Here is a 19,580-nt window from a genome sequence, read left to right as displayed (position 1 = left end):
ATGCGGCTCACCGTCTACAGTCGTGCCACGATTTGCTAGCCGACCGGACAGGAAAATGCACGCCCGCGCTGATGCTGCCGACACGGCCCCCGAATCCAGCCCTCTTTGGCCGGACGATATTTTCGCGACATTGCAACGCTTCGATGTCCGGCAGGTGCCTTACGTACCTGACGCCGGTCACTCGAAGCTGATCCAGCGCGTGCTGGGCTCGTCCACGATGCGCGGCATTCCGCTGACGACGGAGGAGGAGGGCGTGGCGCTTCTGGCCGGCGCCTGGGCCGGCGGACAGCGCGGCGTGCTGCTGATGCAGTCGAGCGGGGTCGGCAATTGCATCAACATGCTGTCGCTGATCCCGATCCTGCGCTTCCCGTTCCTGACCCTCGTGACCATGCGAGGGGAGTGGGGCGAGTTCAATCCATGGCAGGTACCGATGGGCTCGACCACGCAGGGCGTCTTCGAGCTCTGTGGCGTCAAGGTGCTGCGCGCTGCGAACGCAGCCGAGGTGCCGGCCGTGCTCGAAGCGGCTGCGGCGCAGGCCTACAATGCCCTCACGCCGACCGCCGTGCTGTTGTCGCAGCGCCTGATCGGTGCCAAGGTTTTCACCAAATGAGCAAAGCCAATCTCCTCGACCGCCGCCAGGTGGTGTCCAGGCTGCTTGCGAACCGCAAGGATGTCGTCGCGATCGGCGGCCTCGGGGCCTCCACCAACGACATCACCGCCGCCGGCGACCACGCGCGCAACTTCTATCTCTGGGGCGGCATGGGCGGCGCCGCGATGATTGGCCTCGGACTCGCACTGGCGCAGCCAAAACTGCCGGTGCTGGTCATCACCGGCGACGGCGAGATGCTGATGGGCATGGGCAGCCTTGCCACCATCGGCCTGCAGAAGCCGTCCAACCTCTCGATCGTGGTGCTCGACAACGAGTGCTATGGCGAAACCGGCGGCCAGACCAGCCATACCTCCGCGGCCGCGGACCTCGTCGGCGTCGCCAGGGCCTGCGGCATCCCGGATAGCCGGCCGATCTCGACCATGGCCGAGGTGGAGGCCTTTGCCAAAGCCGTCCATGACGTCTCGACCGGGCCGCGCTTTGCCAATGTGAAGATCGACAGCGCCAGCCTCGAGCGGATTTTGCCGAGCCGGGACGGGACTTACATCGTCAACCGAATCCGCGGCGACCTTGGCTTCCAGCCGATCTAGCCCTTTCGCTCGAATCGACCGTCCCAAGAGAACTGCCGGCCGAGCTGCCGGCCGCTGCGGTGCCGGCGGGCGATTGCCGGCGCTCAAGTTTCCGTTGAATCTACAACCCATTTAGGTTGCGTCGCAGCATTTTGCTTGACTTTTGCGTGGGTGAGTGCTTACTCACTAGCATGAACTCATTACGCATGACGAGCGACCTGAGGCGTCAATTGATCCTCGGCGCCGCCAAACGTTGCTTTGCCCGGCACGGCTATAACGGCACCACGACCAAGAGCGTGGCGGCCGCTGCCGCCATTTCCGAGGCGCTGTTGTTCAAGCATTTCCCGTCCAAGGCGGCACTTTATGCCGAAATCCTCTCCGACGAATGCGAGGCCGACCCGGCGCTGATGGAGCTCCTCGAGCGGGAGCCATCGACCGCCGCGCTGGTCGAGCTGATCTGCGGCATGGTCCAGCATTTCCTCGAGATCGCCGACGGTCCCGACCAGGAGGAGGCGCAGCGCCTGCGACTGATGGCCACTAGCCATTTGGATGATGGCGAGTTCGCGCGCTTGCTATATGCCAAGATCGAGAAGCTGATCGGCGCAGTATTCGTCGCCTCGCTCGAGCGTGCGGTCGCCGCTGGCGACGCGCGGCCTTGCGGCGGCGAGCCGCTCAACCTGTTCTGGTTTGCGCATCATTCGGTGATGACGGCTGCGCTGACCAGGCTGCCGGCCACGCCCTGCCTCGCTTACGGCAAGGCGAACGATCTGGAACGGCAGCTCTGTGAGTTTCTCCTGAGGGGTATAGGACTTAACGACGCCGCAATTGCTTCGCATCTGGACCGCGCCTTGGCGCCGGGTGGCGGCAAGACGGCGATTGCAGAAAGTGCATGACATGAACATCGTAGCCGAACACAAGATTTCGGGCGAACCGATCGACAACAAGACTCCCAAGCGTCCAGTTAAGCCAGTGCGCTGGTTTCTCATCGTCGGCGTCCTGCTGGGCGCGCTCGTCGGCGGCCTTGTCTGGTTCAACTCGTTCCGGGGCCAGATGATCAAGCAGTTCTTTGCCAACAACAAGCCGCCGCCGGTGGCCGTCAGCGCGGCCGAGGCGAAGTCGGAGGTGGTGCCGAATCTCTTGACCGCGGTCGGCGAGCTCGCCGCCGTGCACCAGGTCAACGTCACCGCTGACGTCAACGGCCGTGTCACCGAGATCAAGTTCGAGCCGGGTGCGCATGTCGAAGCCGGCACGCCTCTGGTGCAGCTATTCGACGCGCCCGAGCAGGGCGACCTCGCCAGCTTCAAGGCGCAGGCGACCGTCGGGCAGCTTTCGCTCGACCGCGCCAAGCAGCTCGCGTCGCGCCAGTTCGGCCCGCAGGCGACCGTCGATTCCGCGCAGGCCGCCTACGACCAGGCGATGGCGGGCATCGCCAAGACCGAGGCGCTGATCTCGCAGAAACTGGTGCGTGCGCCGTTCTCCGGCGATCTCGGCGTCCGCAAGGTCGAGGTCGGCCAGTATCTCACCGCGGGCACGGCCATCGTGTCGCTGACTGATCTGTCGGAGCTGTGGGCCAACTTCACCGTGACGGAAAAGGACTCTGGCAACCTCAAGGTCGGCCAGCCCGTCCGGCTGAAGGTCGACGCCTATCCGGGCCGCACCTTCGAGGGCAAGATCACGACGATCGAGCCGCAGATCTCGACCGACACCCGCAACATCCGCGTGCAGGCGACGATCGCCAATCCGGAGAAGATCCTGAAGCCGGGCATGTTCGTGACCACCACGGTGGTGCTGCCGGAGAAGCCGGCGGTGATCACCGTCCCGGAGACGGCGGTTGACTACACGCTCTACGGCGACTCGGTGTTCGTGATCACCGAGAAGAAGGAAGACGACGGCAAGACCAGCCTGAGCGCGGTTCGCACCTTCGTGCAGACCGGCAACCGGGTCGAGGGACGTGTCGAAATCCTGAAGGGCGTGAAGGCGGGCGACAAGGTCGTCGCCGTCGGCCAGCTCAAGCTGCAATCGGGCGCCGCTGTGTCGATTTCGCCCGATTCCGCGCCGCCGATCCCCGCGCAACCGCCGCGCTATTGACATAACGCTCGCATGATCCGGCCCGGCCGGATCATGCCTCTTGAGACAAAGAAATCGAGATCGCCGCGATGGCCTTTACCGATATTTTCATCAAGCGCCCGGTTCTGTCGGTCGTCGTTAGCCTGCTGATCCTGCTGATCGGTCTGCGCGCGGCGATGGTGTTGCCGATCCGGCAATATCCGAAGCTTTCGAACACGGTCATCAACATCACGACCGTCTATCCCGGCGCGTCCGCAGACCTGATCCAGGGCTTCATCACGACGCCGATCGAGCAGGCGGTCGCCTCGGCCGAAGGCGTCGACTACATCACCTCGTCCTCGGTGCTCGGCACCTCGACGATCCAGGTCTACATCAAACTGAATTTCGATCCGAACCAGGCGCTCACCGAGGTGCTCGCCAAGACCAATTCGGTCAAATATCTGATCCCGAAGGAATCCAACGACCCGATCGTCACCAAGACCACGGGCCAGACCACGGCCGTGATGTATCTCGGCTTCTCGTCCGAGGAGCTGTCGGGATCGGCGATCTCGGACTATCTGACGCGCGTGGTGCAGCCGGTGCTGTCGACCGTCGACGGCGTGGCCTCCGCCGACATTCTCGGCGGCCAGACCTTCGCGATGCGGCTGTGGCTTGATCCGGTGAAGATGGCGGGCCGCAACGTGTCGCCGGCCGATGTCGCCGCGGCGATCACCGCCAACAACTTCCAGTCCGCGGCAGGCCAGACCAAGGGCTACCTCATCGTCTCGAACGTCTCGACGAACACGGGCCTCACCGACGTCAATCAGTTCAAGAAGATGATCGTCAAGGCCAAGGACGGCGGCTTCGTGCGGATGGAGGACATCGCGACCGTCGAACTTGCCGCGCAGAGCACGGATGCGAGCGTCGCCTTCAACGGCGAGCACGCGATCTTCATCGGCGTGCAGGCGACCCCACAAGGAAACCCGCTGACGCTGGTCAAGGGCGTGCGCGCGCTGTTCCCCGAACTCGAGCGCAATTTGCCGCCGTCGATGAAGATGAAGGTCGCCTACGACTCGACCAAGTTCATCCAGTCGTCGATCGACGAGGTCGAGAAGACGCTGGGCGAAGCCGTCATCATCGTCATCGTGGTGATCTTCCTGTTCCTGGCCTCACTCCGCTCGGTCATCATTCCGGTGGTCACCATCCCGCTGTCGATGATCGGCGTCTGCACGCTGATGCTGGCGCTGGGCTTCAGCTTCAACCTGCTGACGCTGCTCGCCATGGTGCTCGCCATCGGCCTCGTGGTCGACGACGCCATCGTCGTGGTGGAGAACATCCACCGCCATCTGGAGGAGGGCAAGACGCCGGTCCAGGCGGCGCTGCAAGGCGCGCGCGAGATCGTGGGTCCGGTCATTTCCATGACCATCACGCTCGCCGCAGTGTATGCGCCGATCGGTTTCCTCGGCGGCCTCACCGGCTCGCTGTTCCGCGAATTCGCCTTTACCCTCGCGGGCTCGGTGATCGTATCAGGCGTGATCGCGCTGACGCTGTCGCCGATGATGTGCTCGGTGCTGCTGAAGAACACCGAGGAAGGGCGTTTCGCCAAGCTCGTCAACAAGGTGTTCGGCGCAGTGACGCGCTGGTACGGCCGCAAGCTCGACCGCTCGCTCGACTACAAAGCGGTGACGGGACTGTTCGCGCTGACGATCCTCGGCCTCGTCGGGTTCCTTTACATGCATACGTCGAAGGAGCTGGCGCCCGAGGAAGATCAAGGCATCGTGTTCGCGGTGACCAAGGCGCCGAAATACGCCAACATCGACTATCTCGACTTCTATGGTGACAAGCTCGACAAGGAATTCCAGAAATTCCCCGAGACCGATCTCCGCTTCGTGCTGAACGGTATCAACGGTCCGCAGGGCGGTATCGCTGGCATGCTGCTCAAGCCCTGGGACGAGCGCAAGCGCTCGTCGATCGCGTTGAAGCCGCTGGTGCAGGCGGAACTGTCCAAGATCGAGGGCGTCCAGGCGTTCGCATTCAACCTGCCGCCGCTGCCGGGCGGGCCGGGCGGCCTGCCGGTGCAGATGGTGATCAACTCCACCGCCGGATTCCAGACGGTCTATGAGCAGATGGAGAAGTTGAAGGACGCTGCGCGCAAGAGCGGCATGTTCATCGTCTCCGACAGCGACCTTGCCTTCAACCAGCCGAACGTGAAGATCACGATCGACCGCACCAAGGCCCAGGACCTCGGCGTCAACATGCAGAATCTCGGCAGCACGCTCGCGGTTCTGCTCGGCGGCAACTACATCAACCGCTTCAACCTTGAGGGCCGCTCCTACCAAGTGATCCCGCAGGTGCCGCGCGGCAAGCGGCTCTCGCCGGAATCGCTGGGCGGCTACTACGTGACCACCAACACCGGCCAGCAGCTCCCGCTGTCGACGGTGGTATCGATCAAGACCACCACCGATCCGAACTCGCTGACCCACTACAATCAGCTCAATTCGGCGACGTTCTCGGCGGTGCCGATGCCCGGCGTGACCATCGGTCAGGCGGTGGACTTCCTCGAGAGTGAGGCCAAGAAGCTGCCGCAGGGCTTCAGCCACGACTATCTCGCGGACTCCCGCCAGTACGTGCAGGAGGGCAACCAGCTCGCGATCACCTTCGGCTTCGCGCTGATCATCATCTTCCTGGTGCTGGCGGCGCAGTTCGAGAGCTTGCGTGACCCGCTGGTGATCATGATCTCGGTGCCGATGGCGATCGTGGGAGCTCTGATCCCGCTGTTCTTCGGTGTTGCGACCATGAACATTTACACTCAGGTCGGTCTGCTCACCCTGGTCGGCCTGATCACCAAGCATGGCATCCTCATGGTGGAGTTCGCCAACGAGCTTCAGATCAGGGAACGGCTCGACCGCCGCTCGGCGATCGAAATGTCGGCCCGCATCCGCCTTCGGCCGATCCTGATGACGACGGCCGCCATGGTCACCGGCCTGATCCCGCTGCTGACGGCCACCGGCGCCGGCGCCGCCAGCCGCTTCTCGATCGGCCTCGTGGTCGTGGCCGGCATGTCGATCGGCACCCTGTTCACGCTGTTCGTGCTGCCGGCGGTCTACGTTGTGCTGGCGACCGATCACAGCAAGGAGGCCGAATCGGAGCGCAACAAGCAGATCGACGCCATGGATATTGGCTCCAAGGCGCTCCGTCCGACCTGAGAAAGGCCAACTGAACAAAAGGGGCGGCATCGGCTGACACCGTTGCCGCCCCTTTTTTTGTGGCTGGCATTGGCGAGGATTCCGCAGCGCGGCGAGCCCGCACCGGACGGGTCTTTTCCCGCGCTTGCGAGAGACAAGGTCCGGCCTTCTTGCTAGGCTTGCCGGGATGAGCATTTCCATCCATCCCGACACCTCGCAAACCCGGACACTGCCAAGCGCGGCCCGGGATAGCGCGTCCGATGAGGCGCAGAGGCCGCGGACCGGGAGCCGGCTGTTCATCAAATATGTCGCGCTGTTCGTGGCCGTCGTTGCGGTTGCGCTGCTTGCCAATGGGCTTTTCGAGGTCTTCTTTTATTATCGGGAGCACAAGGCGTCGCTGATCCGGGTCCAGCATGAGCAGGCCGAGGCGGCCGCGGCCAAGATCAGTCAGTTCGTCAAGGAGATCGAGAACCAGCTCGGCTGGACCACGCAAATGCCGTGGTCCGCGAGCTCGATCGAGCAGCGGCGGTTCGATGCGTTGCGGCTGCTGCGCCAGGTGCCCGCCATCACCGAGCTCGCGCAGGTGGATGCGACCGGCAAGGAGCGCCTGCGCGTGTCGCGGCTCGCGATGGACGCGATCGACAGCGGGGTGGACCTGTCGAGCGATCCGAAATTCACCGAGGCGGTCGCGCACAAGGTCTATTACGGCCCGGTTTACTTTCGCCGGGAGTCCGAACCCTACATGGCGCTGGCGCTGGCCGGCGCGCGCAAGGATGCCGGCGTCAGCATCGCGGAGGTTAACCTCAAGCTGATCTGGGACGTGGTCTCGCAGATCAAGGTCGGCGAGCACGGGCATGCCTATGTGGTCGGCCCGGAGGGGCGCCTGATCGCGCATCCCGATATCAGCCTCGTCCTGCGTAACACCGACATGTCGGGACTGGCGCAGGTGCGTGCCGCGCAAGCCGGCGGTGGCGTCATGCCGGATTCGCTTCAGGAAGCGACCAACATCCAGGGACAGAAGGTTCTGACGGCGTCGGCGCCGATCGCGCCGCTCGGCTGGACCATGTTCGTCGAGTTGCCGGTCGAGGAGGCTTATGCGGCGCTTCATGCCTCGTTGGAGCGGCTTGCGGTCGTGCTGCTGGTGGCGTCGATCTTCGCCGTGCTCGCCGGGATCTTTCTCGCGCGCCGCATGGTCGGCCCGATCCAGGCGCTGCGCAGCGGCGCCGAGCGCATCGGCGGCGGTGATTTCTCCCAGCGCATCTCGATCAGAACCGGCGACGAGCTCGAAGGGCTGGCCGACCAGTTCAACGACATGGGCGCGCGATTGCAGGAATCCTATGCGGACTTGGAAAGGAAGGTCGAGCAGCGCACGGCGGAATTGAGGGAGTCGCTGCAGCAGCAGACAGCGACTGCCGATGTGCTGAAAGTCATCAGCCGCTCGGCGTTCGATCTGCAAATGGTGTTGAACACGCTTGTCGAGTCGGCGGCCCGTCTGTGTGACGCGGACGAAGGCACGATCTTTCGGCCCAATGACGGGATTTTCTATTTGGCAGCAAGCTGCGGCCTCGGAGCCGAGCAGGAAAGCCATCTTCGGACTTTCGCTTCCGTGCCCGAGCGAGGAAGTGTGGTTGGACGTACGCTGCTCGATCGCAAAACGGTTCATGTCCCGGACGTGCAGGCCGACGCGGAATTTGCGCCTTCCTCTGCTCGAAGGCGCTCTGACGTGCGTACGATGCTTGGTGTGCCTCTGCTTCGCGAGGGTGAGCCAATCGGAGTATTCGTCCTGACCCGGCACATGGTGCGGCCCTTTAGCGAGAAGCAAATCGAACTCGCGACTACCTTTGCCGATCAGGCCCTTATCGCGATCGAAAATGCCCGGCTGTTTGAGGAGGTGCAGGATCGCACCAGGGAGCTATCGCAGTCGCTCGACGAGTTGCGCGCGGCGCAGGACCGCCTCATCCAGACCGAGAAGCTCGCATCGCTCGGCCAGCTTACCGCCGGCATCGCCCACGAAATCAAGAACCCGCTGAACTTCGTCAACAATTTCTCCGCGGTCTCGACGGAGTTGATCGACGAACTCAACGAGCTCCTGCAATCGGTCGAGATCAGCGACAAGACGAAGGAGGAGATCGGCGAGCTCACCCACATGCTCAAAGGCAATCTCGAAAAGGTGGTGCTGCACGGCAAGCGCGCGGACTCCATCGTCAAGAACATGCTGTTGCATTCGCGCGAAGGCTCGGGCGAGCATCGCCTTGTCGACATCAATGCGATCGTCGAGGAGAGCCTGAATCTGGCCTATCATGGCGCGCGCGCCGAAAGGCCCAGCTTCAACGTCACGCTCGAGCGCGATCTGGATCCGGCGGCCGGCGCGGTCGACGTCTATCCGCAGGAGATCACGCGCGTCCTCCTCAATCTGGTCTCGAACGGCTTCTATGCGTCGGCCAAACGCAAGCAGAGCGCCGGGGAGGGCTTCGAGCCGATCTTGAGCGCGACGACCCGAAATCTCGGCAACAAGATCGAGATCCGGATTCGCGACAACGGCACCGGGATTCCGTCCGAAGTGAGGGAGAAGATGTTCAATCCCTTCTTCACCACTAAGCCGGCCGGCGAGGGCACCGGGCTTGGCCTTTCCATGAGCCATGACATCGTCGTGAAACAGCATGGCGGAACGATCGACGTGAATACCGAGCCCGGTGTATTTACCGAGTTCATCATAACGCTGCAGCGCACGCTGGCGGCGGCAGGCACTACCGGAGGCAAGACTTGAACGTTTACATCCTGGTCGTCGATGACGAGCCCGACGTCGAGGCGCTGTTCCGACAGCAGTTCCGGCGCGACTTGCGCGCCGGCCGTTTTCAGATGGAGTTCGCTCCCTCTGCGCCCGATGCGCTCAGGCGCGCCGCCGAGGTCCGCGATCCCGCGTTGATCCTGATCCTGTCCGACATCAACATGCCCGGGATGAGCGGGCTCGACATGCTGCCGAAGGTGCGGGCCGAACATCCGCATGTTCCCGTCATCATGATCACGGCCTATGGCGACGCCGAGACGCACAGGAAGGCGATCGAGCGGGGCGCTGTCGGACTTCTCACCAAGCCGATCGACTTCGCGCAGCTACGCCAGGAGATCGATACCAGGCTCGAGCAGGCGGCATGACGGCGACCATCCTCTTCGTCGACGACGAGCCCGATCTCGAGGCGTTGGTCCTGCAGAAATTCCGCAGGCAGCTTCGCGATGGGTTGGTCAACTTCATGTTTGCGCGCGACGGCGTCGAGGCGCTGGAGTCGATCGCGCAGCATCCGCATGTCGACATGGTCGTCTCCGATATCAACATGCCGCGGATGGACGGGCTGTCGCTGCTGCAGAAGCTCCAGGAGGCCGAGGACAAGAAGTCGACCATCATCGTCTCGGCCTATGGCGACATGAGCAACATCCGCACCGCCATGAACCGCGGCGCCTTCGATTTTCTCACCAAACCGATCGACTTCGCGGACCTCGAGACGACGATCGAGAAGACCCTCCGCCATATCGAGATGCTGCGCGAGGTGCGGCGGCGCCAGATGGAGGCGGAGCGGGCCCATACCGCTTTGTCGCGCCATTTCTCGCCGGAGCTCGCCAGGCGTCTGGCGGCAAGCGCTGAAGGCGACGGGATGGAGGTGCAGTGGCGCGACGTTGCGACCATTTTCACCGACATCACCGGGTTCACGTCGCTGATCGAGAGCGCACCGCCCGAGACGCTCGGCGCGCTCCTCAACGAATATGTCGGCGGAATGACTGAAGTCGTCTTCGCACATGAAGGAACGGTCGCCAAGATCATCGGCGATGCGATCCAGGTGCTCTTCAACGCGCCCGGTGACCAGCCGGACTATGCGACGCGTGCAGTCGCCTGTGCCCATGATCTCGATGCCTGGGCGCAGGATTTTTGCGCACGCCAAAAGGCCAAGGGCGTGAACTTCGGCACCACCCGCATCGGAGTCCATGCCGGGCCGGCGCTCGTCGGCAATTTCGGCGGCAACCGTTTCTTCGACTACACCGCCTATGGCGATACCATCAACATCGCCGCGCGGCTGGAGGCCGCCAACAAATATCTGGGCACGCGGATTTGCGTCAGCGCGAGCATTGCCGGGAGCGCCGAGAATTTTCAGGGACGCCCGGTGGGAGACCTGATGCTGCGCGGGCGCAGTGAGCCCTTGCGTGCCTTTGAGCCGCTGCCGCCGGTAAAATTCGAAGCGCCCGCAACGGCGCTATATTTCGAGGCCTTTGCCAAGCTGGAGGCAGGCGATTCCGCGGCCATGCCCGCATTCGCCGCCTTGATCGGCGTTCATGCCGATGATCCCCTGGCTGGCCTTCATCTCAGGCGCCTGCTCAACGGCGCCAAGGGCGTCCGCATGCAACTGGACTAGGAGCTCGACATGACGCGTGAATTCTCTGCCGGCAATTATCGCTTCATCCCGTCCGTATTCCAGTATTCTGCGGGTGCAGCGGCAGACGACGGCTATGAGATCGAGCGTGTCCGATTCGATCGGTTGGTGCCGCTTGCCGAGGGATTTGCGCGTGCTGCGAAATTCATCCGGGAAGTGGGGCGCCCGCTGACCGCCTTCTGCGCCTGCGAGTTGCGCTCGCCGGCAGCTTTCAGCGAAGAGGGCTTTCGCGCGTTCAACCTGCATTACGTGAAGACGCTCTCCGAATGGGACATCTTCGACGGGACGAGCAATCCGGTGGCGCGAAGCAATGTCTGTCCGGAGATCGACCCGCCGTCCGAGCCGTCGTTCTATGCGTTCTCCTTCACGAAGCCGACGGGGTCGAAGACGCCGACCTTCGTGATCGCGGGCGGTGCCGAGGCGCGCGAAGGCAGCGGTAGCTATGTCGAGCGGCGCACGGTGCGCTACCGTGATCTCAGCCCGGACGGTTTACGGGAGAAGGTGCGCTTCACGACGTCACAGATGGAGGCCCGGATGACGGCTCTCGGTTTCGGCTGGAGGGACGCCACGGGCGTACAGGCCTATTCCGTGCACGATTTCCATCACGCGCTGGCCGACGAGCTAGTCCGACGCGGCGCGCTGCGTTCGGGCCTGACTTGGCACTTCGCGCGTCCGCCGGTGGTCGATCTCGAATATGAGATGGATTGCCGCCGCGTGATGCGGGAAACGGTCATCTAGCGCGCGCGTGGATCGAGCGCATCACGCAGGCCGTCGCCCAGCAGGTTCAGCGATAGCACCACCAGGAAGATCGCGAGGCCCGGCCAGACGGCCATCCAGGGCGCTTGCGTCAGGAAACGTTGCGCGGCGTTGAGCATGCTGCCCCAGGACGGCGCCGGCGGCTGTTGGCCGAGGCCGAGGAACGACAGCGCCGCTTCGGCGATGATTGCGGCGGCGATCGAGAGCGTGGCCTGAACCAGCAGCGCCGGGAGAATGTTCGGCAGAATATGAGCGAAGGCAATCCGCCAGGGCGGGTTGCCGAGCGCGCGCGCCGCTTCGACATAGTCCTCGGCCTTGACACTCAGGACCTGGCCACGCGTCAGGCGGATGAACACCGGCGTTGCCGAGATGCCGATCGCGATCATGGCGTTGCCGAGGCTGGGCCCCAGGAACGCCGCGAGCGCGATTGCGAGGATCAGGAACGGGCAGGCCAGCATCGCGTCCGTGATGCGGCTGATTAATGCATCAATGGCGCCGCCGCGATAACCGGCGAGAAGACCGAGCGGCACCCCAATGCCGAGCGCGATCGCGACCGAGATCAGGCCCGCGAGGAGCGATGCGCGTGCGCCGTAGACGACGCGGCTCAAGATATCGCGGCCGAGCTCGTCGGTGCCGAACCAGTGCAGCGCCGTCGGCGGCTTTCGGACCAGGCTCCAGCTCGTCGCGATGGGATCGTAGGGCACGATCAGTGGTGCAAACAGCGCAAGGACGATGAAAAAGCAGAGCACGACGAGGCCGGCGACCGCCGCCTTGCGCTTGAACAGCCGCCGGCGTGCCCGCCGCGCGGGACTGTCCAGCTCGTTGGTCTCGGCGGTGGGGCTGACTGCGAGTGCGGCGTCGGTCATGGCCTAACCCCTCAGTCGCGGATTGACGAGGATATAGGCGATATCGGCGATCAGGTTGAGCGTGATGTAGATCGTCGCCGTTACCAGCACGACGCCCTGCACGACGGCGTAGTCGCGGTTGAAGACGGCATCCACGATCAGCTTGCCGAATCCGGGAATGGAGAAGATCTGCTCGGTCAGCACGGCGCCCGATAACAATGTGCCGAGCTCGAGCGCGCCCAATGTGATCACCGGTGTGAGTGCATTGCGCATGGCGTGCTTGAGAATGACCGAGCGTTCCAAAAGTCCCTTCGCGCGCGCGGTGCGGACGTAATCGCTTTCGAGCACCTGCAGCATGGCGCTGCGGGTATGCCGCATCAGGATCGCGGCAATCGCATTGCCGAGCACGAAGGCGGGCATGATGGTGGCTGCTATGCTCGCGCGCCAGTTCTCGGTGAGCGGCACGTAGCCCGACGCCGGCAGCCAGCCGAGCTCGATCGAGAACAGAAAGATCAGCATGATGCCAAGCCAGAAATTCGGGGTCGAGATGCCCCACAGCGCGAACAGGTTGGCACCGTAGTCCCAAGCGGTCCCTTTCTTCACGGCCGCGACGATGCCGGCGGGAATCCCGATCAGGAATGCGATCAGGATCGCCATGGCGCCGAGCTGCAGCGTGACGGGAAGCTTCTGCGCGATCAGCTCGCGCACCGGCATCTTGTTGCGCAGCGACTCGCCAAAATCGCCCCTGAGCACGCCGCCGACCCAATAGGCGTATTGTACCGGAATCGGCTGATCGAGCCGGTATTGACGGCGGATTTGCTCGATGACCGCCGGATCGCGCTCTTCGCCCGCCATCACCAGTGCGGGATCGCCCGGCAGCAATTGCTGGAGCGAGAAGATCAGCACCGAGACGAAGAACAGCGTCGGCACGATCTGCGCAAGACGGCGGGCGAGGATGCTCAGCATTCGGCCGAAGTCACTTCAGCTTGAGGCCAATGACGCGAACGAGGCCGTCCGGCATCTGCTTGTAGCCTTCGAGCCTGGTCGAGTGGGCAATGATGATGCGGCGATGGTAGAGATAGAGGATTGGTTCATCGTCCTGGACCAGCCTCGCCAGCGCTTCGTAGCTGGCCTTGCGCTTGTCGGGGTCGGTGACCAGCCTGGCTTCATCCAAAGCCTTGTCAGCCTGCGCATTGTTCCACCCGCTGTAATTCTGCGGGGCGTCGCTGTGCAGGAAGACGTAGCTGTTGCCGTCAGGGTCGACGCGACCGCTCCAGGCGAGCATATAGGCCTGGTAATCGCCGGCTTCGGCCTGCTTGAGACCGGTTGCGAATTCAGTGACGCGGATCTTCATGTCGAATCCGGCTTCCGCGGCCATCGACTGGATCACCTGCGCCGGCGTCTCGGTTTCTGCACCTTTCGGCACCAGGAAGTCGACGCTGACCGGTGGCGTAACGCCGGCTTCCTTCAGCAAAGCCTTGGCCTTTTCCACGTTGCGGGCACGGAGTGGAAAGGCCTTCTGGTAGTAGGGATGGTCGGGATTGACCCATTGATTGCCGGGCTGGAATTCGCCGTTGAACACGACCTGGTTGATTGCCTCGCGGTCGATCGCAAGATCGAGCGCCTGCCGGACCTTCGCAGACTGGCTGAGAGGACCTTTGGCCTTGTCCTTGCCGATGTTGAGCGTGACGCCCTGATAGCCCAGCTCAATGGCAGTCGCGACCTTCAGCCGCGAGTCCGCACGCACCTCCTTGAGGTCGGTGGCGAGCACGCGCTCGATCAGGTCGAGCCCGCCCGATTTCAGGTTCGCCAGCCGCACGGTGGCGTCGACGATCGGCTGGAACACGATGCGGTCGATGAACACGTTGTCCTTGTTCCAGTAGTCGGCGAATTTCTCGAACACGATACGGTCCTGCTGGACCCGCTCGACGAACTTGTAGGGACCGGCGCAGACTGGATGCAGGCCGAACTTGTCGCCGGCTGCCTTCGCGGCCTTGGGCGACACCATCATGCCGGCACGATCGGTGAGCTGCGCAAGCAGGGGCGAGAACGGCGCCTTCAACGCCAGCTTGACGGTGAGTGGATCGAGGACCTCGACATGATCGACCGAGGCGAGCTCGGGCTTGCGGAAGGAGCCGGGGAACGTCAGGTGCCGTTCAAGCGAGAATTTTGCGGCTTCCGCATCGAAGGGCTCTCCGTCATGGAATTTCACGCCGGGCCTGAGCTTGATGACAAGGGCCTTGCCGTCGTCGGCCGTCTCGCTGGACAGCGCGAGCTGAGGCACGATGTTGAGCTTCTCGTCGATGTCGAACAGCTTGTCGCAGAACGAGGAAAACACGATGCGTCCGACATAGGTGCGCGCTATGGTCGGATCGAGCACGTCAGGGTCCTCGGCCAGGCCGATGCGCAGCGTGGTCTGGGCTTGGGCCGCCGCAAACGACAGTACGAAAGCGGCTGCTGCTGTGGCGAGGCGAAGAGTCTTCATCGGACAGTCCCCATTGCTGCGGCTACGTCGTTGTAGGCGTTGCACCATGTATACCAACCCCGGAAGCGGTTCCGCCTTCCGCCTTTTGGCTGAAAGCTGCGACCAATTTTGCCAGCGCCGGCGAAAAGCCGCCCGCGGTCGGCAGAATGGCCTCGGCGGACGGCAGCTCGGCGACGCGATGACAGGCGGTGGCATGGCCTGTGTCGTCAGCCAGCAGCTCCGGCGATGTGGTGCGGCAGCGCGCGACCACGAACGGGCAGCGGGTGTGGAAGCGGCAGCCCGACGGCGGATTGAGCGCGCTCGGGATCTCGCCCTCCAGCAGGACCGTCGTGCGCTTGGCGTGGGGTTGCGGCAGGGGGATCGCGGACAGCAGCGCGCGGCTATAGGGATGGCGTGGTGCGGCGAACAGGGCGTCCGCGTCGGCTTCCTCGACGATGCTCCCGAGATTCATCACCGCGACGCGATCGGCGATGTGCTTGACCACCGCGAGGTCATGCGAGACGAAGATGTAGGCAAGTCCGAGCCGACCCTGGAGCCCGCGCAGAAGGTTGAGAATCTGCGAGCGGATCGAGACATCCAGCGCCGAGACCGGCTCGTCGCAGATGATCAGCTTCGGCTCGACCGCGAGAGCGCGTGCAATCGCGATGCGCTGGCGCTGGCCGCCGGAGAATTCGTGCGGATAGCGCCGCGCCAGCCGTGGCTCCAGCCCGACCAGCCGCAATAGCTCATCGACACGCGCGCGCCGCTGCGGCGGCGGCACAAGATCGTGCAAAGCCAGCGGCTCGGTGAGGATCTGGCCGACCGTCATGCGCGGGTTGAGCGACGCGTAGGGGTCTTGAAAAATGATCTGCGCCTGGCGACGGAATGCACGCAAGGCGCCGGCGTCGAGAGAGAGCAGGTCGCCGCCGTCGAAGCGGATCGACCCGGCGTCCGGCTCGATCAGCCGCAGCACGAGGCGGCTGACCGTCGACTTGCCGCAACCGGATTCGCCGACGAGGGCGAGCGTCTTGCCCGCCTCGAGCGTGAAACTGACGCCATCGACCGCCTTGATGAAGGCTTTCGGACGGCCAAGCAGCGAACGCTCGACCACGAAATGCTTGACCAGGTTTTCGACCTCGAGCAGCGCCATCATGACACCAGGAGCTCGAGTGGCGCGCGGATGCAGCGGGAGAGGTGACCGGGGGTGACCTCGACGAGCGGGGGTGGCGCCTCGGTGCAGGCCTCGCGCACGAAGGGACAGCGTGCCGCGAAGCGGCAGGCCGCAGGCGGCTGCGCCATGTTCGGCACCATGCCTTCGATCGTCGCGAGCTGGTCCGCGCGGTGATCAAGCCGCGGGATCGAGCCCAGGAGCCCGACAGTGTAGGGATGCTGTGGCGAGGCAAACAACTCGTCCACCGGCGCGCGTTCGACAATCTCGCCGGCATACATCACTGCGACCTCGTCGCAGACCTCGGCGACGACCCCGAGATCGTGCGTGATCAGGATGATGGCCGCCCCGCTTGCCGCCTTCAATTCACGCATCAGCTCCAGGATCTGGGCCTGCAGGGTGACGTCAAGGGCCGTGGTGGGCTCGTCGGCGATCAGCAGCCGCGGATCGCAGGCGAGCGCCATCGCGATCATCACGCGCTGGCGCATGCCGCCGGACAGCTTGTGCGGATACTCGTCGATCCGTTGCTCGGGCGAGGGGATGTGGACGCGACGCAGGAGTGCGATGGCCCGCTCGCGCGCGCTCTTGCGGGAGCCGCTGCGGTGACGCAGGATCGTCTCGATGATCTGGTCGCCGATGGTGAAGCTCGGATTGAGTGAAGTCATCGGCTCCTGGAAGATCATCGCGAGCCGATTGCCGCGCAGGTCGCGCAAGGTCTGGTCCGGCGCTTGCAGCAGATCGAAGCCGTCGAAGCGGATCGCGCCGGTGACCTCCGCGCTCTGTTTGGGCAGCAGTCCCATGATCGCGAGCGACGTCACGCTCTTGCCGCAGCCGGATTCGCCGACAAGGCCGAGCGTTGCGCCATTGGCGACGCTGAGATCGACGCTGTCGACCGCATGCGTGATGCGGCCATCGTCGCCGCGGAAACGGATGCGCAGTCCCTCGATCTCGATCAGCGGGGCCGCGGTCATTGGACTTTCGCGCGCGCGGCCGCGATGCTGGCGTCTATGACGCTGCGATCGGTGTTCCCGGCCGGGTTCTGCCGCGTCGGGAGCGAGTCGCGGAAGTGCACCCAGACCTCGTGACTGACTTGCTCGAGCCGCTCGAGCTCGCCGAGCGGGTCGGAATGATCGTCGGCGCGCAAATCGAGCGCCGGCCATTCCTCTTCGCCGTGGATCAGGAGCGCGGCGGATTGCTTGCCGCGCTTGTCGCCGCCGGCGGCCTCGCCTGCGCGCATGGCCGCGAGCAGGCGGCGCGGGAAGGGCAGGCCGTCATTGGCGATGTACGTCTTGGCCGTCTCGTCGAGCACGTCGGGCCCCGTAAGCATGTTGCCGGCGAGGGAAAGGCCGCTGCCCGCGATTTGGCCACACCAGCCGGTACAGTCACGGCCCGTATGCGCCGCGATCGCGCCGCTCGCATCCATGATGTGCACCTGCCGGCTTTCGCGGCCGTCATCGGTGGCGAGCAGGGCGGCCAGGACGTCGTGGGCGTTCAGGCCCTCGCGCAAGAGCTTGACGCCATCGATGCCGTAATAGGGATTGACGAAAGCCTGTGTCGCGATGGCGCCGAGGCCGGCCGCGATGAAGGGAACGCGGGCGCCGACGGCGAAGAAGCGCGTTGCAACCGCAATGCCGAACTGGCCGGTGGCAGGATCGCGCGCGATGATCGACCAGGTCATGTCGTTATCCGTCAGCGTCCCGCCGCGTAGCCCTGCATGCCGCGCGGGTTGGCGGCGGCGCGGCGGCGCGGGCCGACGCGCGAGGCCGCGGTGAGGCGGCCTTCCGACCAGTCCGGGCCGACCTCTACGACATGTCCGCGCTCCCGCAGGTTCTCGATCGTTGCCTTGGGCACGCGGTTCTCGACCACGAGCACGCCGGGGCGCGCTGTGCGGGGCCAGAACGAGATAGGGAAGTGCTCGGAATGCCATGCCGGCGCGTCGATCGCCTCCTGGAGGTTGAGGTTGCAGTGGACGTGCCGCAGGAAGAACTGCGTGATCCATTGATCCTGCTGGTCGCCGCCTGGCGAGCCCCAGGCTAGATACGGTTCGCCGTCGCGCAGCGCCATGGTCGGCGAGAGCGTGGTGCGCGGCCGCTTGCCCGGCGCAAGCGAAGCGGGATGGCCTTCCTCCAGCCAGAACATCTGCGCGCGGCTGCCGAGACAGAAGCCGAGCTCCGGAATCACGGGCGAGGATTGCAGCCAGCCGCCCGATGGCGTCGAGGAGACCATGTTGCCAGCCTTGTCGATGATGTCGAAATGCACGGTGTCGCCGCGTACCTCGCCGAAGCGCCCCACCGTCGGCTCGCCGGCACCGAGCGCACCGACCGCCTCGCGCTGCCCCTCGGCGCGCCGCAGCTTGACCACGCCGCCGAAGCCCTCGACCGAGCCTGGTCGAAAATCGAGCGAGGCCTTGTCAGTGACGAGCTTGCGGCGCTCGTCGTTATAGGCATCCGACAGCAGCGTCGCGATCGGGATCTCGTTGAACTTGGGATCGCCGTAGAACTTTTCGCGGTCCGCGAATGCAAGTTTGGCGCATTCGATCTGGAGATGGATGAATTCCGGTCCAGTCGGATCGAGCCCGTCGAGCGCAAAACCCTTCAGCAGCGCGAGCTGTTGGAGCGTCACCGGGCCCTGGCTCCAGACGCCCGCCTTGCAGACGGCGTACCGGCCGTAATCGTAGGTGAGCGGGGCCTCGATCGTCGGCTGCCAGCGCGCCATGTCGTCGCCCGAGAGCACGCCGCGATGCGGCGAGCCGCTGACGTCCATGACCTCCTGGGTGCGGCAGAATTTGTCGATGGCTTCGGCAACGAAGCCTTGCGACCAGGCCTTTCGCGCGCGCTCGATCTCGGCTTCGCGGCCACCGCCGCCACTCTCGGCTTCGCTCAGGATCCGCGCGTAGGTAGCGGCCAGCGTCTTGTTGCTGAAGAGCGTACCGGGCTTCGGCACCTCGCCATTCGGCAGGTAGACTGCGGCCGAGGTCGGCCAGTGCTTGCGAAACAGTTGCTCGACGGTCTGGATCGTGGCGCAGGCCCGTTCGACCAGCGGATAGCCATCACGCGCATAGGAGATGGCGGGCTCCAGCACGTCGCGCACGCGTAGCGTGCCGTAGTCCCGCAATAGCAGCATCCAGGATTCGAAGGTGCCAGGAACGCAGGCCGCGAGCAGGCCGGTGCCGGGCACCATGTCGAGGCCTTCGCTCCTGTAATGGGCGATGGTGGCGCGGGCCGGCGCCGGTCCCTGGCCGCAGATCACTTCGGTGCGACTGCGTTTCACATCATGCACGATGATCGGCACGTCGCCGCCGGGGCCGTTCAGATGCGGCTCGACCACCTGCAAGGTGAAGGCGGTGGCGACACCGGCATCGAAGGCATTGCCGCCCTTTTCCAGCGTGGCCATGCCGACGGCGGTTGCGATCCAATGCGTGGAGGCGACGACCCCGAACGTGCCTTCGATTTCGGGCCTGGTCGTGAAGGGATCGGGATTGATTTTGCTGGTCATGGACTTCGTTACCTCATTTGCGGCGCG

General features: G+C 64.4%; 16 protein-coding genes. 9 read left to right on the top strand and 7 right to left on the bottom strand.

Features of this window, described 5'->3' with window-relative positions; genetic code table 11:
• The first annotated feature begins 55 nt into the window (after positions 1-55).
• The 9 genes from MTR72_RS04135 (at position 56) to cnbZ (ending at position 11,563) form a co-directional block, all read left to right on the top strand.
• On the top strand, positions 56-610 hold the full coding sequence (locus MTR72_RS04135; protein WP_280965161.1) for a phosphonopyruvate decarboxylase: 555 nt from the start codon (positions 56-58) through the stop codon (positions 608-610).
• Positions 607-1,197 carry a thiamine pyrophosphate-dependent enzyme gene (locus MTR72_RS04130; protein ID WP_280965160.1) on the top strand — a complete coding sequence of 197 codons (591 nt, stop codon included), beginning with the start codon at positions 607-609 and terminating at the stop codon, positions 1,195-1,197. The genes MTR72_RS04135 and MTR72_RS04130 overlap by 4 nt, the downstream gene beginning before the upstream one ends.
• Before the next feature lie 185 nt (positions 1,198-1,382).
• Positions 1,383-2,069 (top strand): TetR/AcrR family transcriptional regulator, encoded by a 687-nt coding sequence (locus MTR72_RS04125; RefSeq protein WP_280965159.1) that lies wholly within the window; start codon positions 1,383-1,385, stop codon positions 2,067-2,069.
• A 1-nt stretch (position 2,070) separates the two neighbouring features.
• Complete coding sequence (locus tag MTR72_RS04120; protein ID WP_341510117.1) at positions 2,071-3,264, top strand: efflux RND transporter periplasmic adaptor subunit; 1,194 nt, start codon at positions 2,071-2,073, stop codon at positions 3,262-3,264.
• A 68-nt stretch (positions 3,265-3,332) separates the two neighbouring features.
• Positions 3,333-6,428: a MexW/MexI family multidrug efflux RND transporter permease subunit gene (locus tag MTR72_RS04115; RefSeq protein ID WP_280965157.1), complete on the top strand. Its 3,096-nt coding sequence runs from the start codon at positions 3,333-3,335 to the stop codon at positions 6,426-6,428.
• Between the two features lie 166 nt (positions 6,429-6,594).
• Complete coding sequence (locus MTR72_RS04110; protein WP_280965156.1) at positions 6,595-9,174, top strand: sensor histidine kinase; 2,580 nt, start codon at positions 6,595-6,597, stop codon at positions 9,172-9,174.
• Positions 9,171-9,560: a response regulator gene (locus MTR72_RS04105; RefSeq protein WP_279371176.1), complete on the top strand. Its 390-nt coding sequence runs from the start codon at positions 9,171-9,173 to the stop codon at positions 9,558-9,560. Before MTR72_RS04110 ends, MTR72_RS04105 begins: the two co-directional genes overlap by 4 nt.
• Positions 9,557-10,807 (top strand): adenylate/guanylate cyclase domain-containing protein, encoded by a 1,251-nt coding sequence (locus tag MTR72_RS04100; RefSeq protein WP_280965154.1) that lies wholly within the window; start codon positions 9,557-9,559, stop codon positions 10,805-10,807. Before MTR72_RS04105 ends, MTR72_RS04100 begins: the two co-directional genes overlap by 4 nt.
• A 9-nt stretch (positions 10,808-10,816) precedes the next feature.
• On the top strand, positions 10,817-11,563 hold the full coding sequence (gene cnbZ / locus MTR72_RS04095; protein ID WP_280965153.1) for a 2-amino-5-chloromuconate deaminase CnbZ: 747 nt from the start codon (positions 10,817-10,819) through the stop codon (positions 11,561-11,563).
• Here the strand turns inward: cnbZ and MTR72_RS04090 are convergent.
• Genes MTR72_RS04090 through MTR72_RS04060 form a run of 7 tightly spaced genes read right to left on the bottom strand, consistent with a single transcriptional unit; the run spans position 11,560 to position 19,553 of the window.
• The gene (locus MTR72_RS04090) at positions 11,560-12,447 is read right to left on the bottom strand and encodes an ABC transporter permease (RefSeq protein ID WP_280965152.1); all 888 of its coding nucleotides are present in this window, start codon (positions 12,445-12,447) and stop codon (positions 11,560-11,562) included. The genes cnbZ and MTR72_RS04090 overlap by 4 nt on opposite strands.
• 3 nt (positions 12,448-12,450) lie before the next feature.
• Positions 12,451-13,392 (bottom strand): ABC transporter permease, encoded by a 942-nt coding sequence (locus MTR72_RS04085; protein ID WP_341510116.1) that lies wholly within the window; start codon positions 13,390-13,392, stop codon positions 12,451-12,453.
• Positions 13,393-13,402: 10 nt separating this feature from the next.
• Positions 13,403-14,911 (bottom strand): ABC transporter substrate-binding protein, encoded by a 1,509-nt coding sequence (locus MTR72_RS04080; RefSeq protein WP_280965150.1) that lies wholly within the window; start codon positions 14,909-14,911, stop codon positions 13,403-13,405.
• Positions 14,912-14,933: 22 nt separating this feature from the next.
• Positions 14,934-16,043 carry an ABC transporter ATP-binding protein gene (locus MTR72_RS04075; protein ID WP_280965149.1) on the bottom strand — a complete coding sequence of 370 codons (1,110 nt, stop codon included), beginning with the start codon at positions 16,041-16,043 and terminating at the stop codon, positions 14,934-14,936.
• Positions 16,040-17,029, bottom strand: a complete 990-nt coding sequence (locus tag MTR72_RS04070) for an ABC transporter ATP-binding protein (protein WP_280965148.1) — start codon at positions 17,027-17,029, stop codon at positions 16,040-16,042. Before MTR72_RS04070 ends, MTR72_RS04075 begins: the two co-directional genes overlap by 4 nt.
• Positions 17,026-17,736 (bottom strand): DUF1028 domain-containing protein, encoded by a 711-nt coding sequence (locus MTR72_RS04065; RefSeq protein WP_280965147.1) that lies wholly within the window; start codon positions 17,734-17,736, stop codon positions 17,026-17,028. The genes MTR72_RS04070 and MTR72_RS04065 overlap by 4 nt, the downstream gene beginning before the upstream one ends.
• A gap of 11 nt (positions 17,737-17,747) precedes the next feature.
• Entirely contained in the window at positions 17,748-19,553 is a 1,806-nt protein-coding gene (locus tag MTR72_RS04060) for a gamma-glutamyltransferase family protein (protein WP_280965146.1), read from the bottom strand.
• Positions 19,554-19,580 lie beyond the last annotated feature (27 nt).

The sequence above is a fragment of the Bradyrhizobium sp. ISRA442 genome, from assembly GCF_038085055.1.
Taxonomy (GTDB): Bacteria; Pseudomonadota; Alphaproteobacteria; order Rhizobiales; family Xanthobacteraceae; genus Bradyrhizobium.
This window is presented reverse-complemented; position numbering and strand designations above follow the sequence as displayed.

Coding starts and splice junctions, on each gene's coding strand:
- MTR72_RS04135 (WP_280965161.1), top strand. CDS start 56: ATGCACGCCCGCGCTGATGCTGCCGACACGGCCCCCGAATCCAGCCCT.
- MTR72_RS04130 (WP_280965160.1), top strand. CDS start 607: ATGAGCAAAGCCAATCTCCTCGACCGCCGCCAGGTGGTGTCCAGGCTG.
- MTR72_RS04125 (WP_280965159.1), top strand. CDS start 1,383: ATGACGAGCGACCTGAGGCGTCAATTGATCCTCGGCGCCGCCAAACGT.
- MTR72_RS04120 (WP_341510117.1), top strand. CDS start 2,071: ATGAACATCGTAGCCGAACACAAGATTTCGGGCGAACCGATCGACAAC.
- MTR72_RS04115 (WP_280965157.1), top strand. CDS start 3,333: ATGGCCTTTACCGATATTTTCATCAAGCGCCCGGTTCTGTCGGTCGTC.
- MTR72_RS04110 (WP_280965156.1), top strand. CDS start 6,595: ATGAGCATTTCCATCCATCCCGACACCTCGCAAACCCGGACACTGCCA.
- MTR72_RS04100 (WP_280965154.1), top strand. CDS start 9,557: ATGACGGCGACCATCCTCTTCGTCGACGACGAGCCCGATCTCGAGGCG.
- cnbZ (WP_280965153.1), top strand. CDS start 10,817: ATGACGCGTGAATTCTCTGCCGGCAATTATCGCTTCATCCCGTCCGTA.
- MTR72_RS04090 (WP_280965152.1), bottom strand. CDS start 12,447: ATGACCGACGCCGCACTCGCAGTCAGCCCCACCGCCGAGACCAACGAG.
- MTR72_RS04085 (WP_341510116.1), bottom strand. CDS start 13,392: ATGCTGAGCATCCTCGCCCGCCGTCTTGCGCAGATCGTGCCGACGCTG.
- MTR72_RS04080 (WP_280965150.1), bottom strand. CDS start 14,911: ATGAAGACTCTTCGCCTCGCCACAGCAGCAGCCGCTTTCGTACTGTCG.
- MTR72_RS04075 (WP_280965149.1), bottom strand. CDS start 16,043: ATGATGGCGCTGCTCGAGGTCGAAAACCTGGTCAAGCATTTCGTGGTC.
- MTR72_RS04070 (WP_280965148.1), bottom strand. CDS start 17,029: ATGACCGCGGCCCCGCTGATCGAGATCGAGGGACTGCGCATCCGTTTC.
- MTR72_RS04065 (WP_280965147.1), bottom strand. CDS start 17,736: ATGACCTGGTCGATCATCGCGCGCGATCCTGCCACCGGCCAGTTCGGC.
- MTR72_RS04060 (WP_280965146.1), bottom strand. CDS start 19,553: ATGACCAGCAAAATCAATCCCGATCCCTTCACGACCAGGCCCGAAATC.